The organism is Cupriavidus sp. 05N39 (assembly GCF_056397325.1).
Genome location: NZ_JBFTNE010000004.1, coordinates 124,101 through 137,553, shown reverse-complemented (window position 1 = coordinate 137,553; position 13,453 = coordinate 124,101). Strand labels below are relative to the sequence as shown.

Annotated in this window: 12 protein-coding genes; 4 read left to right on the top strand and 8 right to left on the bottom strand. The window is 60.6% G+C overall.

The window, feature by feature from the left end:
• The first annotated feature begins 125 nt into the window (after nt 1–125).
• A complete protein-coding gene (locus AC1DN0_RS03345; protein WP_477145533.1) occupies nt 126–821 on the top strand; it encodes a DUF2076 domain-containing protein in 696 nt (231 codons plus the stop codon).
• 135 nt (nt 822–956) lie between these two features.
• On the opposite strand, the gene AC1DN0_RS03340 is transcribed toward AC1DN0_RS03345, so the two are convergent.
• The 4 genes from AC1DN0_RS03340 to AC1DN0_RS03325 all read right to left on the bottom strand — a co-directional run bounded on the left by AC1DN0_RS03340 (nt 957) and on the right by AC1DN0_RS03325 (nt 3,432).
• Nucleotides 957–1,940 carry a Bug family tripartite tricarboxylate transporter substrate binding protein gene (locus AC1DN0_RS03340; protein ID WP_441625417.1) on the bottom strand — a complete coding sequence of 328 codons (984 nt, stop codon included), beginning with the start codon at nt 1,938–1,940 and terminating at the stop codon, nt 957–959.
• 73 nt (nt 1,941–2,013) lie between these two features.
• Nucleotides 2,014–2,352 (bottom strand): uroporphyrinogen decarboxylase family protein, encoded by a 339-nt coding sequence (locus tag AC1DN0_RS03335; RefSeq protein ID WP_477145532.1) that lies wholly within the window; start codon nt 2,350–2,352, stop codon nt 2,014–2,016.
• On the bottom strand, nt 2,330–2,866 hold the full coding sequence (locus tag AC1DN0_RS03330; RefSeq protein ID WP_477145531.1) for a hypothetical protein: 537 nt from the start codon (nt 2,864–2,866) through the stop codon (nt 2,330–2,332). The genes AC1DN0_RS03335 and AC1DN0_RS03330 overlap by 23 nt, the downstream gene beginning before the upstream one ends.
• 38 nt (nt 2,867–2,904) lie before the next feature.
• The gene (locus AC1DN0_RS03325; RefSeq protein ID WP_441625421.1) at nt 2,905–3,432 is read right to left on the bottom strand and encodes a cysteine dioxygenase family protein; all 528 of its coding nucleotides are present in this window, start codon (nt 3,430–3,432) and stop codon (nt 2,905–2,907) included.
• 136 nt (nt 3,433–3,568) lie between these two features.
• On the opposite strand from AC1DN0_RS03325, the gene AC1DN0_RS03320 reads away from it, so the two are divergent.
• The gene (locus AC1DN0_RS03320; protein WP_441625422.1) at nt 3,569–4,471 is read left to right on the top strand and encodes a LysR family transcriptional regulator; all 903 of its coding nucleotides are present in this window, start codon (nt 3,569–3,571) and stop codon (nt 4,469–4,471) included.
• A gap of 17 nt (nt 4,472–4,488) precedes the next feature.
• On the top strand, nt 4,489–5,112 hold the full coding sequence (locus AC1DN0_RS03315) for a Crp/Fnr family transcriptional regulator (RefSeq protein ID WP_441625424.1): 624 nt from the start codon (nt 4,489–4,491) through the stop codon (nt 5,110–5,112).
• 713 nt (nt 5,113–5,825) lie between these two features.
• On the opposite strand, the gene AC1DN0_RS03310 is transcribed toward AC1DN0_RS03315, so the two are convergent.
• From AC1DN0_RS03310 to argH, 3 genes are all read right to left on the bottom strand, one after another.
• Nucleotides 5,826–6,194 carry a BON domain-containing protein gene (locus AC1DN0_RS03310; protein WP_441625426.1) on the bottom strand — a complete coding sequence of 123 codons (369 nt, stop codon included), beginning with the start codon at nt 6,192–6,194 and terminating at the stop codon, nt 5,826–5,828.
• A 1,275-nt stretch (nt 6,195–7,469) separates the two neighbouring features.
• On the bottom strand, nt 7,470–8,432 hold the full coding sequence (locus tag AC1DN0_RS03305; protein ID WP_477111105.1) for a Bug family tripartite tricarboxylate transporter substrate binding protein: 963 nt from the start codon (nt 8,430–8,432) through the stop codon (nt 7,470–7,472).
• A 31-nt stretch (nt 8,433–8,463) separates the two neighbouring features.
• Complete coding sequence (gene argH / locus AC1DN0_RS03300) at nt 8,464–9,987, bottom strand: argininosuccinate lyase (RefSeq protein WP_441625430.1); 1,524 nt, start codon at nt 9,985–9,987, stop codon at nt 8,464–8,466.
• Between the two features lie 159 nt (nt 9,988–10,146).
• Between argH and AC1DN0_RS03295 the strand changes: the two genes are divergently transcribed.
• The gene (locus AC1DN0_RS03295) at nt 10,147–11,040 is read left to right on the top strand and encodes a LysR substrate-binding domain-containing protein (protein WP_477145530.1); all 894 of its coding nucleotides are present in this window, start codon (nt 10,147–10,149) and stop codon (nt 11,038–11,040) included.
• A 368-nt stretch (nt 11,041–11,408) separates the two neighbouring features.
• On the opposite strand, the gene AC1DN0_RS03290 is transcribed toward AC1DN0_RS03295, so the two are convergent.
• A complete protein-coding gene (locus AC1DN0_RS03290; RefSeq protein WP_441625434.1) occupies nt 11,409–12,989 on the bottom strand; it encodes an isocitrate lyase in 1,581 nt (526 codons plus the stop codon).
• Between the last annotated feature and the right edge of the window lie 464 nt (nt 12,990–13,453).

Sequence of the window (13,453 nt, the reverse complement as noted above, 5' to 3'; positions counted from 1 at the left end):
GCTGGCTGGTGAACGCGGACCGGCAGGCACATCGGCACCAAGGCCTTTAAGGCTTGCTTAAGTCTCTGCCCTTAAACTGCCATCACACAAGACAACCCGCGAAGACAACCCGCGTAGGAGGTGCCATGACCCCCCAAGAAATGCAAGCACTGGAAGCCTTCCTGACTCAGCTGACCCAAGCCAGGGCCGGCATGAAGGACCCCCAGGCGGACGCCCTCATCGCCGAAGCGGCCGCCCGGCAACCGGATGCCGCCTACCTGCTGGTCCAGCGCGCCATGATGCTTGACCAGGCGCTGGCGTYAGCGAAAGCGCAGATCGCCACGCTGCAGAGCCAGTTGCAGATGGCGCAGGCCGGCGGCGCCAATCGCTTTCTCGACGCGGACAATGCCTGGGGCAATAGCGCCGGCCGCGTTGCCGCAAGCCCCGCCGCGCCGCAGGCGACGGCCGCGCCTGTCGCCGTACCGCCGGCGGCCCCCCAGGCCGCGCCCGCGCAGCCGCCTCGGCCCGGCTTTCTGGGCGGCGGCCTGGGTGGCACGCTGGGCGGCATTGCCACCACGGCTGCCGGCGTAGCCGGGGGTGCGCTCCTGTTCCAGGGTATCGAGAATCTGTTCCATCGCAATAGCGGTGGCGGGGGCGCAAGCGGATTCCTTGGACAGCCAGCCGCAGGTGCGCTGCCAAGCGAAACGACGGTCGTCAACAACTATTACGGCAATGAAGACCGCTCGCCGCTGGGGGAACCCGGGGCGGCGCTGGACAATGGCCTCCTGGATGACGGGCTGGGCAATGACGACTTCACGGATGACGACTCCTTCAACGTCTAGCGCATTCTGGGGCGTACCCCGTCGCCCGCAGCAACGGTTCAACTTCCAGGCGGTGACAGGTACGCCAGACGATTCCTGGCTGAGCCAGCGCGATCACGTCCTGTCCCTGCCGATGTACAACACCGGAGCGCGCCCCTACTGAATCTTGATACTCGCCTGGCTCACCACCGCTCGCCACTTCACAAGTTCTCCCGCCAGGTGCGCTGACAGTTGCTGCGGCGTGCCGCCCAGCGGCGTTGCCCCCATCTCGGTGAATTTGCGGATCACCTCCGGGTCGCGCAGCACTTCGTTCAGTGCCGCGTTCATGCGCATCACGATGGGTTCTGGCGTGTTGCGGGGCGCGAGCATCGCGAACCAGGTCGAGGACATCAGCTTGGGTTGGCCCAGCTCGGCAACGGTCGGTACGTCGGGCAGGGCGAGCGAACGCTGGTTCGACATGACGGCCAGCGCGCGCACCTTGCCGCTCTTGACCTGCCCGAGGATGCCAGGCACTAGTTGGAACATGGCCTGGATATCGTCAGCGAGGAGGTTCGTGGTGGCCTGGCCGGGGGAACTGTATGGCACGTGGATCAGGCGGGTGCCGGTCTCGCGCATGAAGAGTTCGCCGGCCACGTGCATGGAACTGCCATTTCCCGTGGAACCGTAATTCAGCTTGTCCGGGTTGGCCTTGGCATACGCAATGAACTCGGCCAGGTTCTTGACCGGCAGGCTCTTGTTGACCACCAGGATATTGGGCACATCGGCCACCAGCGCCACCGGCGTGAAGCTCTTTTGCGAATCGAACGGCAGCTTGGCATACAAGCTGGGATTTACCGCCAGCGTGCCCGCCCACGAAAACAGGAACTTGTACCCATCCGGCACGGCCCCGGCGGCCATCCCCACCCCGATATTGCCGTTGGCACCGCCCCGGCTCTCGATGATGACTGTGGCGTGCAGTTGCTTGTGCAATTGCTCGGCTAGCACACGGGCCAGGGTGTCGGCCGTGCCGCCACCGCCTGGCGCGGGCACGATGATCTGCACGGGCTTGGACGGGTCGGGCCAGTCCGCCGCCAGCGCGGAGGACTGCAGACATGGAACCAGGGCCGCCGCAGCGGCCAGGCAGGCCAGGACGTGACGCATGTTATCTCCTTGATCTTTGTAGGCGGCAATTAGGCGCTGCCCTATTCTTGGTTGGTACCGGCTCGCGGCGGCGTCAAGCATACAGCGCTTGCTCCTGGGGGGCGCGCGCGGCGCGGACCACGGCGCGTATCGCCGAGTCCGATGTCGCAACTGGCAGAACGCAGCCCGGGCCGACCATCAGGCGGCGGCCGTCCGTTTGCGATATGGCGTTGCGCACCTCATCCGCAATTTCCTGTTCGCTTCCATGAAGCAAGGTGTCGTGCTCGTTCAACCCACCCACCAGCAGGCGCGGGAAGCGCGCCGCCGCCGCCTCCAGGCCAGGCTTAGTCAGGCGGTCGTGCCAATTGAACATCTCGACCGGATACGTCGCCAGGAGATCGAACATGATGTCATCGCCGTGCGCGTGCAGCATGTTGAATTGCGCCTGGCCACGCAACGCCGCGAACACCTAGCGCATCCGGCTCGCAGCGCAGGTCGGCAAATAGCTTGTCCGTACTCAACTTGCGCGCCGTGGTTAGCGGGCTGAACACGGTTTGCAGGATGGGCACCGCGCCACGCAGGGACCGCGCGGCGGCGCGCAGCGCCTCGTTCTGGCGGCCATAGGAGCCCTGTCTCACATCCAGCGGCCGGATCCGAAGCCAATCCTCCGTGGTTCGCACCGGTGGCGCCACCACCGCGCGCGCGCCGTTGGCACTGCCCTGGTATGCCGTGGCGGCGCCCCAGTCTTCAACGCCGTATGTGCCCGGTGGCATGAATTTGACCAGGTCAAAATCCCATTTCCGCTGCCACTCCAATGTGTGCCGCACAAGTTTGTCCACGTCCAGGTCGTCTTCCGGAAAGTGGCGCCACAACGCGACGGGAGTGCGGTCGGTGGCTTCGCCCAGCAGGGCGGCTTCAATGCGCTGCCAATGATTCATGGTCTGCATGTGTTTGCTCGCTTCGATGTTTGCGCAATCCAGCGGATTCAAGGGGCCAGCGCGAGGACTCGGTTTACGCCGGTGGCTACGCGCGCGGCCTCCACGCCGTACACGTGGACGGAGATCGCCACACCCGCGCCAGCGTTGCCCAGCCGATGGACCTGGTCCAGGCCGTCCGTTCCGCTGCTGCCCGCGCCCACGGCGCGCGGCTGCCAGTGAAGCGGCGTGGCGCGCAGGCTCTGGCGGTCGCAGGTGTAGTAGTGCTCTTGCAGTTCTCCCTGAACCACCGTCAGCGCACACCAGGTGTGGTGCGCGTGCACCGGGCTGAACTGCCCGGCCTGCCACACCAGCGCCACGACCGTATAGCGCCCCTGCGGGTCGGCCTGCAGCACGTGGCGCGCATAGCGCTGCGGGTCCGGCTGGCGCTGTGCCGGCGTTAGCCAGTTACCGTCGGCGAAAGATGCCTGCAAGGCGTGTTGCACCGCGCCGGGCAAGCGATCCGGCGGCAATGCCATTGCGGCGTCGATCGCGCGGGTCAGCGCGGCCAGATTGTCGGTTTCCAGAGTCAAGCACATAGGGGTTTTTCCCAGTAACAGTTCGTTTTTCACAAAATCGATGACACAAGGCATTGCTGGCGCTTAGTCTTTCACTGGGTGAAATGCAGGACAAACGAGATGTTTGGAAAACAGTTTTTGTAAAATACGAAACCTTATGCACTACAGCCTGATAGACCTGAAACTATTCGTGGCAGTGGCCGACGCAGGCAACGTGTCGCGAGGCGGCGCCACATGCTTCCTGGCACCCTCGTCGGCCAGCCTGCGCATCAAGCAGTTGGAGCAAGCGCTGGGCACCCGGCTGTTCGTGCGGGAGGCACGCGGCGTTTCGCTGACACGCGCTGGCCAGGTCATGCTGGAGCACTGCCGCCGCTGCCTTGCCGAGCTGGAGCAGATGCACGCCAACCTGGCTCCCTATGCCGAAGGTGTCCGGGCGCAGGTCACGATCTTTGCTAACAGCAGTGCGATCGCTTCGTTCTTGCCGGGGGATCTGCAGACGTTCCTGCGCGACTACCCCGAAGTACGTATCTCCCTGGACGAGCGTCTCAGCCACAACATCGTGGCCGCCGTGGCCGAAGGGCGCGCCGACGTCGGCGTGGTCACATGGGATGACGAGCATCCCGAACTTGTGTTCCTGCCGTACCGTCAGGATGAGGTCGTCATGGTTGTGCCCGAGGGTGACCCGCTGGCCGCGCGCCAGTCGGTAGCGTTCCTGGACTGCCTGAGCCGCCCCTTCGTCAGCCTGCAAAGCGGGGCGGCCATCCATACCTTCATGGTGGGCAAGGCCGCAGCACTGGGACATCACATGGACGTACGCATCCAGGTGTCCGGGTTCGCGGCGGTGGTGGCAATGGTGCGCTCGGGCGCGGGGGTCGGGATGGTGCCGCGCTCGGTGCTGCAGTCGATCAACTGTGACGGCGTGCGCGTGTTGACGCTGCGTGAGAAATGGGCAGTGCGGCCACTAAAGCTATGCACGCGGCGAAACGCGGCTGCGTCCGCAATTTACGTGGGTGCCCTGCTGCGGCAATTAGGCCAGCAGGCTGACGCGCCGGCGGGATAAGCTCGCTGCCGCACAGCATGGCGGGCAACTTGGGCGCGCTCAGGTCGAGTTCGGTCCCGGCTTATTCCGCGCTGGCCGCCATCAAGCGATGGGGCATGCTCATCTGCACATCGAGCACGCGTGCAGTCGAACCAGACGACGTCGGCAATGAGGGGATAGTCGGGATTGCCCTGTTCATGGGCGGCGAGACGACACCGAGCCGGGCCATCGTGCAAAGCGCTGGCCATGGCTACCGGCTAAGCGCCAAGGTACTGAAGCAGGAGTTTACCCTCGGCGGTCCCATACAGCATTTGCTGTTGCGGTACACCCAGGCGCTGATCACCCAGATGGCCTATACCGCAGTCTGCAACAGGCATCACACTATTGAACAGCAACTATGCCGCTGGCTGCTTCTGAGCATCGACCGGCTCCCATCCAATGAGCTGACGATGACGCAGGAACTGATCTCGAACATGCTTGGCGTGCGGCGCTCCGACGTCACCGAAGCGGCATTGAAGCTGCAGAACGCAGGTGTGATTCGCTACAGTCATGGACATATTTCGGTACTCGACCGGCCGGCGCTCGAAAAACACGCGTGCGAATGCTATGCCGTTGTGAAGCGGGAGTTCGACCGCCTGTTGCCTGCCGTGACGGCGGCTTGAAACTCCCGGTGCCCAGGCCATGGCGGGCGCGGTCTTGCCGACCCGCACAGTGTCCGCCATCGTACCGACTTCGCTACGAAACCATGCCATTTTGGCTTTGTTGGGGCGCCACATCTTGGGAACCATGAGGGCTGGCGTTTGTGCTCCGCCTGCGTGGGGGGCGGCGCTATCGGTGCGCTGTCCGGGTGGCGGCTTGGCGGATGGCTTGGCGCACGCATTCGGCGGGGCGGGATCGCCCGGCGGCAAGCGCAGCTTGCGCAAGGAGAAATGATGCTTGTTGCAACTTGCAGCAAGGGAACAAAAGAATCCGTGAAGCTGATGATTAGCGAATTGGGAGGCGTCAGCGTTGCGGAACACCGTGACGTCCTGCCGGATTTCCGGTGGGCATGAAAAGGTGATGTTCCCCGGGACATCAGTCATTGGTCCCCATCGCCCTCGCTAGAACCCTTGGCTAGCTCGCCAAGGGGACCGGAATCTGCGAATCCGATGCGAAGATATCCGCGCCATGCGCCATGACCTGTCCGATGGAATCAGATCGGGCTGTCGGTACGACGCCGGACATTGTGGTCATTCCAATGCCAATCCCGGCCAGACCAGTTTGTGCATGATCGCTCCTGTGTCGGCGCGATTCAGCCTGTCACTGTCAGCGGCGAAGGCCGGCAAGGCTGTATGGCGTTGCCGGCCATGAGGCTCGCCGCGTGCTGTCCGACCCGTCACGACTTGTGGATGAGCAGTTGATTCTCTACTGACTTCACGCCGGTGACGCCGTGGACGACATCGGCTGCCGTCTGCTTCTGTGCCGCTGACGGAACGCTGCCGGTCAGCCGTACCACGCCTTCGCGGGTGCGCACGTGGATGTTCGTGGAACTCAGATTCTTTCGATCGAGCAGGCTAGCCTTGACCTTGGTCGTGATCTCCGTATCGTTGATGCCCTGGCCAGCCGTCTCGTGCGTGGGATTGGGGTTCGTGAGCGATGCCGCCGGGGCACTCGTTGCGCCTTGGCTAAGCGAAGCATGGAAGCCCGTCACGAGCGCAATGCATGCGACACTGGTGGCGAATTTGGTAAGAGGGATGGATTTCATTTGAACTACCTCGATTCGGATCGAATCAGTGATTGCGGACGCGGAGTGCTCCGGTACGCAAACTGCCCTGAAGAAGGCAGCCGCCCGGCTTGGCATCACGAAAGATCCTGTCCTTCGTCACGCAGCCCCCGACAGGCTAAGACTGGCACCATTTCGCCTTCAGGTCGGTACGATGGCGGACACGCCGAGGTTCATACGCGCACTTGGCGGTCGCGGATCGGTGACCTGTATTCCTGAGGGGCTTTGCTTGTCAGCGTGATCGCACGATGCTTGGGTGCGGACGATGCTGGGAGGCCGTCCAGCAGAGCAGAAGCGCGTCTGGCGTGTAGAGCAGATTCGCCCGCGTACCTCCCGCCGCACAGGCTCCGCCCGTCCTACGCAAACCAGGCGGAAAAACGCAGGCCCACGCGGCGAACGCCTCATTCAATTCAATGGCGCCCTCGGCTGTTGGACCGCTACCGTACAGACGTACCCCGTCGAGTGTGAGAATGTAATTTTGCAATCTGCGCGCGCCAGCGACTATCGGGTCGCTGTCGCTAGGCACGCATATCTGGCAGGCGGCAACTGGCGCAATGCACCAGGTCTTTGTTGAGGCGGAACGCTCGGTATCGCTGCACGTTTCCCAAGTCGCTCGCGACCCGCGCGGCGCATGGTATCCAAGTGAGTGTAGAACTCAAGGAGAGTGTTATGAACAACATCATCTGGCTTGTGGGAGCTGTGGTTATCGTCCTGTTTGTACTCGGCTTTTTTGGATTGCGGTAGCGTCTTCGAAGCGACACTGTACAGGCTCTTTGCCTCGGAGGGACGTACCTATACCGGGCCAACGCGCGATTCGTGCTCGCGCCGACATGAAAAATTCTAAGCTGCGAAACCTCGCCATACAGGGGGATCGCATAGTGGCGGGACCTTTCCAGCCAAGCCCGCTTTACGGGCGCCATACGCGCCAGCTTTCGCGCGAGCCCTACACAAGTAGGTTCAGCTGCGCAGGCAATGCGTAGCACTGCGAAGCAGGCTGTCGAGCCGGGATTTCTGGCACGCCGGAAAAATCAGCGGCTGCTCGGGGAAGCACGGACGACTCTGCCTGAATCTCGTCGATAAAGGTATGCGAGGCGAAGCGGGGCATCGGAACCGCGGGTGACGATATTTCCCTGATGACGGGCTTCGTCAGAAAATGCGGCCGACCACGCCTGCAACGCCGCAGGCGTGGTCCCTGGACCTGGTGATGCCGCGTGCTTAACCCTTCGGCGCGATGACGATGAGATTCATCCGCGCCGGCTAGTCAATCTGGACCTTCGCATGCTGAATGACTTCAGTCCAACGCTTGCTGTCTTCGTTGATCAGCTTCTGGAGGTCGGCAGCCGTGCCTGGCAAAGGGCGTGCGCCTTGGGCAGTCAATTGCTGGATCGTGGACTTGTCGTTCGCAATCGAGATCACGGTATCCTGGAGCTTCTTGATCACCTGCGGACTTGTATTAGCCGGAGCCATCAAGGCAGACCACGATTCTGTGTTCGCATCCTTGATACCCAACTCCTCGAAAGTCGGAATGTCAGGAATCGCCGGGCTTCGCTCCTTGCTCGCAATGCCTAGCACGCGAACCTTGCCCGGCTTTATGTAGGGTTGCACCGTTGGAAGATTGACAAAGAGCACCTGTACCTGACCAGCCAGGAGATCCGCAGTAGCAGGGCCAGCACCTTTGTAGGGAACATGGGTGAACGCCGTGCCGGTCCTGAGCATGAACAGTTCACCGACCATGTGGTTCGCCGATCCCATCCCGGCCGATCCCATGTTCAGCTTTCCGGGATTTGCCTTGGCATACCGCAGCAGTTCGGCCATATTCCTGGCGGGGGTGTTTTCTGACACCACCAACACATTCGGGACCGTAGCAAATAGCGCGACCGGCTTGAAATCTCTTGACGGCGAGAATGGCAGGTTCTTGGATAGCAGTGGCTGAATCACTTGATTTGCCGGCGTTGCGTACAAGAGCGTATAGCCGTCGGATTTCGCTCGCGCAACATAGGCGGCTCCGATGTTCCCTCCGGCCCCGGCCCTATTGTCGACAACAACCGGCTGCCCCAACACTTCCGACATCCGTGTGGCAAGAAGGCGCGCTGTGAGATTGACGGTGCCGCCGGGTGCGAACGGCACTACGAGATTGATTGGTTTGTCCGGGTAGGTTTCAGCGTTTGCTGCCGAAACGATACCCATGGCAAAGGCGAAAACCACGACGAACTTGGACATCGCTCGATTCCTCGGTGAATAGGCGCAGGATTTACGCGCCTTGGTCGGACTCAGGGGAAACAAGCGTGCGGGTACGCCGTTCCAACAACGTCTGCGCCTCGACGAGCCGGTGACCAACCGCATCGATGGCATCTGTCTTCGCTTTGAGCGAGCGTCTTTGCTCGCCAATGTGCTGGAGGACGCCATCCGGAGCCGGCGCGCCATACGACCGGCGCGCGGCAACGTTGCGAACCGGATCCAGGCATTCGCCGATATCGTCTTCCGATAGCGAGGCCCTTCGCCCCACCTGTTCGAGCGCTGCGGCATCGATCATTTGGGCCGTAATCCCTGTAGCAGGGATTCCTTGATCAAGCGCTTGTCGAACGACAGCGCCAATGATGTGATGCGCGTCGCGGAACGAGAGGTCGGCTTTCCGGACCAGCAGGTCGGCCAGATCGGTGACAGCCGAGAAGTCCTGCGCAGCACGGTCTGCCATGCGCGGCCGATTTGGCTCAACGCGTTCCACAAGCAGTTTCATCAGTTCGAGAGCCTTTACGGCTTCCTCGCAGCTTTCCCAGCACGTCCTCGTGCTTTCCCGGCTGCTGTCGCCCGAGTGCGAAAAATGGGTAGATTTGACGGCCGTCAGTGCGGCCGACGTCAGTCCGATCAGATGGGACGTCTTCCCCCGCAAATACTCCAGAACGACCGGATTCTTCTTTTGCGGCATGATGCTGGACGTGCCGGCAATGCTGTCGGGGAACGACAGGAATCCGAACTCCGGCGTCGACCAGATGTAAAAATCCTGCACCATCCGGCTGCAAGTGATCATCATGATCGAGAGCACCGCGCTCAACTCCAATGCGAAGTCGCGTGATGCAACCCCGTCCAGCGAGTTCGGCATGGGCCGGGAGAAGCCCAGCAGCAAACTGGTCGACGTCCGATCGATGGGAAACGAGGTGCCGGCCAAGGCACAGGCGCCAAGTGGGCAATTGTCTGTCGTTTCCAGGACATGCATGAGGCGATCGATATCCCGGGACCAGGCATCGACCAGTCCCGACAGATAGTACCCATAGGTGATGGGCTGCGCAGCCTGCATGTGCGTATATCCAGGCATCACATAGGTGGCGAATCTCTCCGCTTGCGCCGCCGCGACGGCAGCGACATCGGTCAATGCCCTGCTGATGCGTAGAATGAAAGCACGAGCGCGAATACGATCGTTGGTGGCGCCCATATCGTTGCGACTGCGTGCCGTATGCAAGCGGCCACCGATGTCCTGACCTACCAGCTTGATCAGATGAGCTTCGTAGTTGAAATAAGCATCTTCTCGTGCTGCGTCGAGCTCGACCGCTTCGGGGCCGTCCTCCTGCATCTTTATCAGAGCATTGGCCAGGCGAATCGACGTCGCCCGGTCGAGAATGCCCTGGTCGTTAAGCATCAACAGATGAGCGAAATTGATTTGAGTCAGAATCGCGAAATTTTTCGCGAAGAATTCTCTGGTCGTGCGGGGCTGAAAAATGTAATCAATAACCTCTTTCGCCGGAGGTTGTTTGAGTCGACGGCTAACTTTCGATTCCATGATGGCAGCACTCTGTTAGAAGGATACAACCAGTTTGGAATGAAGCAGACCATGCGTCAAATCAGTGTTTCGCTGCTATTAATACAAAATTGATATGATAGGATCCGGCGTGCAGGGCCGGAGCGGGTCGGCCAAAATGTGCGCTTTTGAGGACCTCATATGAACTTCAAGCAAGTCGAGGCGTTCAGGGCTGTGATGAAGACGCGTTCGATGACCACGGCAGCCGGACTCCTCCACACCTCTCAGCCGAATGTCAGCAGATGGATCTCGCTCCTGGAGCAGACGGTCGGGTTCACGCTATTCCAACGAATCGGGACGCGGCTGATCCCGACGGCGGAAGCGGAGGCATTTTATGCCGATGTGGAGCGCGCATTTCTCGGCCTGGAGTCTCTGGGAGAAAGTGCGGATTCGATTCGCCGCCGAGGGACCGGCCTGCTCCGCGTGGGCGCGGTAGGCTCGATTGCACACTGCGTGTTGCCGGATGCCCTTCAGATTTTCAGGGGTATGTTTCCGGACATACCGATTGTGGTTAGTCTGGGGCGCTCCGATGTCGTCGCAAAATGGACGGCGACTGGTTTTTGTGACGTTGGATTCTGCTCTATTATCACTGATTTGCCGAGCCTGGATTTTGAACTGATCAATACCGCTCGCGGTGTGGCAATCGTCAATAGTTCGCATAGACTGGCCACGCATGATGTCGTGTATCCAAGCGATTTTGAAAATGAACACTTCATATCGCTGCCCATGGGTAGCCCCAACCGAAACCAGATAGATCGTCATTTCCCCAATGACCTCAGGCATCTTTCCATCGAGACACCATACGCCTCGACAATTTGCACGATGGTTAGCAAGGGCCTCGGAACATCTATAATAAGTCCGATAGATTCCCGAGCGCTTCGGATACAAAATGTTTCCGAGATACCTTTTTCCGAAGAGGTTCCGTTCAATAGCTACGCCGTGACATCGGACCATTTTCCGGTGGGATTCCTGGCTAATCGGCTGACAGACTGTGTGCGCCGTAGCTTCGAGGCCCTAAGGCATTCAAAAGCCTGATTTGGACCCTTGGTTTTCCCAAAGATCCGAACTGCCAAGGGAAGGCGCCATACAATGGCCCGCACGGCAGGCGCAGGGTGGGCCGCAGACTAGCCGACCTATTCGTCGACTACATCGCCTATTCCTCGCGGAGCCATTCGAAGCCACACCATGAAGCCCCGGCCGAGTCGGTTGGCTCCCATTCAGACTTCTGTTTGATCTGCCATCTCCAGAGCGCCGTCCACCTCAATTCCTAGGTGGCGAACCGTGCACTCCAGTTTCACGCGCACTGGAAAACGTTCGATGAGGCCCCCCGCGAGCTATGTCGCCGGATAAAAAAACGCCAACCCGTTTTGGGTTGGCGCTATGTTTGGGGCGTACTACTGGTATCAGAACTGGTTCATGGTGTTGTCTTTACCTGCCGCCTTCAGGGCTGCTTCGCCGCTGAAATACTCTTTGTGGTCGTCGCCGATGTCCGAGCCGGACATGTTCTGGTGCTTGACGCAGGCGATGCCCTGACGGATTTCCTTGCGCTGCACGCCAGCCACATAACCCAGCATGCCCTGGTCGCCGAAGTATTCCTTGGCCAGGTTGTCGGTCGACAGTGCGGCGGTGTGGTAGGTCGGCAGCGTAATCAGGTGGTGGAAGATACCTGCTTCGCGCGACGAGTCGGCCTGGAAGGTCCGGATCTTTTCGTCAGCGAGCTTCGCCAGTTCGGTCTGATCGTATTCCACGCTCATCAACTGGGTGCGCTCGTATGCCGACACATCCTTGCCCGCGGCCTTCATCGCGTCATACACCTGCTGGCGGAAATTCAGGGTCCAGTTGAAGGATGGGCTGTTGTTGTACACCAGCTTGGCGTTCGGGATGACTTTGCGAATCTCGCTGACCATGCCGCCGATCTGGGCGATATGCGGCTTTTCGGTCTCGATCCACAGCAGGTCAGCGCCGTTTTGCAGTGCGGTGACGCAATCCAGTACGCAGCGCGCTTCGCCCGTGCCGGCGCGGAACTGGAACAGGTTGCTAGGCAGGCGCTTGGGGCGCAGCAGTTTGCCGTCGCGCTTGATGATGACGTCACCATTGCCCAGTTCGTCGGCCGACAATTCTTCGCAATCGAGGAAGGAATTGTATTGATCGCCCAGGTCACCCGTCGTGTTGGTCACGGCGATCTGCTTGGTCAGGCCAGCGCCCAGCGAGTCGGTACGGGCCACGATGACGCCGTCGTCCACGCCCAGTTCCAGGAAGGCGTAGCGGATGGCGCGGATCTTGGCCAGGAAGTCCTCGTGCGGCACGGTGACCTTGCCATCCTGGTGGCCGCACTGCTTCTCGTCGGACACCTGGTTTTCGATCTGAATGCAGCATGCGCCCGCTTCGATGAACTGCTTGGCCAGCAGGTACGTTGCTTCGGCGTTGCCGAAACCCGCGTCGATGTCCGCGATGATGGGCACAACGTGGGTGACGTGGTTATCGATTTTCTCCTGGATGGCGGCCTTGGCAGGTCCTTGGGCAGCATCCAGTTCGCGGAACAGGCCGCCCAGTTCACGGGCGTCGGCCTGCCGCAGGAAGGTGTACAGCTCGCGGATCAGCGCGCTGACGGAGGTTTTTTCGTGCATCGACTGGTCCGGCAGCGGGCCGAACTCGGAGCGCAGCGCGGCCACCATCCAGCCGGACAGGTAAAGGTAGCGGCGGTCGGTGCTGTTGAAGTGCTTCTTGATGGAGATCATTTTCTGCTGGCCGATGAAACCGTGCCAGCAACCCAGCGACTGGGTGTACTTGGACGAGTCGGCATCGTAGGCGGCCATGTCGGCGCGCATGATCTTCGCGGTGTATTTGGCGATGTCCAGGCCCGTTTTGAACTTGTTCTGGGCACGCATGCGGGCGGCATACTCGGGGTTGATGGCATTCCATGCGCTGCCGTGGTTCTCTTTCAAACCAGCAACTGCCTTGATGTCGTCTTGATACTGGGCCATGTGAAATTCCTAAGCGCGATTGAAGAAAGGGTTGCGTGTGCCGCTACGGATGTCGAAGCAAGCAGCGTGGAATCATTGTATGGCGATTCTGGCGCATCACGGCGAAGTCTTATATAAGACATAAGAGTTGCTTTATCCTTATTTTTCAATGAGATAGGCTTTGAATTTCATGATGTGGAACGCGTTTTCGAGAAACGAAAACAAACCGCTGCGGAAATTCGGAGTGAATTCCGCAATGTGAAAAGCGCTTTCAGTTGTTAGCAGTGAAGGCAAGCACAGATGGCTTGAGCAACGATCGTTGGGGGGATTTTGCAGACGTCTGTCGAACGAACAGCGTCATGAGTCGGCGCGGAGACGTGTGGCTGTCTTCGTGTCCGCTGTGGTCATTCGATCACCCCGCCAGCGAGGCCTCCCGTCTTGGCGCGCTGGCTGCCATGATGGCGCTCACACCGCCACCGGGTCCG

Coding starts and splice junctions, on each gene's coding strand:
- AC1DN0_RS03320 (WP_441625422.1), top strand. CDS start 3,569: ATGCACTACAGCCTGATAGACCTGAAACTATTCGTGGCAGTGGCCGAC.
- AC1DN0_RS03325 (WP_441625421.1), bottom strand. CDS start 3,432: ATGTGCTTGACTCTGGAAACCGACAATCTGGCCGCGCTGACCCGCGCG.
- argH (WP_441625430.1), bottom strand. CDS start 9,987: ATGGAATCGAAAGTTAGCCGTCGACTCAAACAACCTCCGGCGAAAGAG.
- AC1DN0_RS03310 (WP_441625426.1), bottom strand. CDS start 6,194: ATGAAATCCATCCCTCTTACCAAATTCGCCACCAGTGTCGCATGCATT.
- AC1DN0_RS03305 (WP_477111105.1), bottom strand. CDS start 8,432: ATGTCCAAGTTCGTCGTGGTTTTCGCCTTTGCCATGGGTATCGTTTCG.
- AC1DN0_RS03295 (WP_477145530.1), top strand. CDS start 10,147: ATGAACTTCAAGCAAGTCGAGGCGTTCAGGGCTGTGATGAAGACGCGT.
- AC1DN0_RS03340 (WP_441625417.1), bottom strand. CDS start 1,940: ATGCGTCACGTCCTGGCCTGCCTGGCCGCTGCGGCGGCCCTGGTTCCA.
- AC1DN0_RS03315 (WP_441625424.1), top strand. CDS start 4,489: ATGGCGGGCAACTTGGGCGCGCTCAGGTCGAGTTCGGTCCCGGCTTAT.
- AC1DN0_RS03290 (WP_441625434.1), bottom strand. CDS start 12,989: ATGGCCCAGTATCAAGACGACATCAAGGCAGTTGCTGGTTTGAAAGAG.
- AC1DN0_RS03335 (WP_477145532.1), bottom strand. CDS start 2,352: ATGCTGCACGCGCACGGCGATGACATCATGTTCGATCTCCTGGCGACG.
- AC1DN0_RS03330 (WP_477145531.1), bottom strand. CDS start 2,866: ATGCAGACCATGAATCATTGGCAGCGCATTGAAGCCGCCCTGCTGGGC.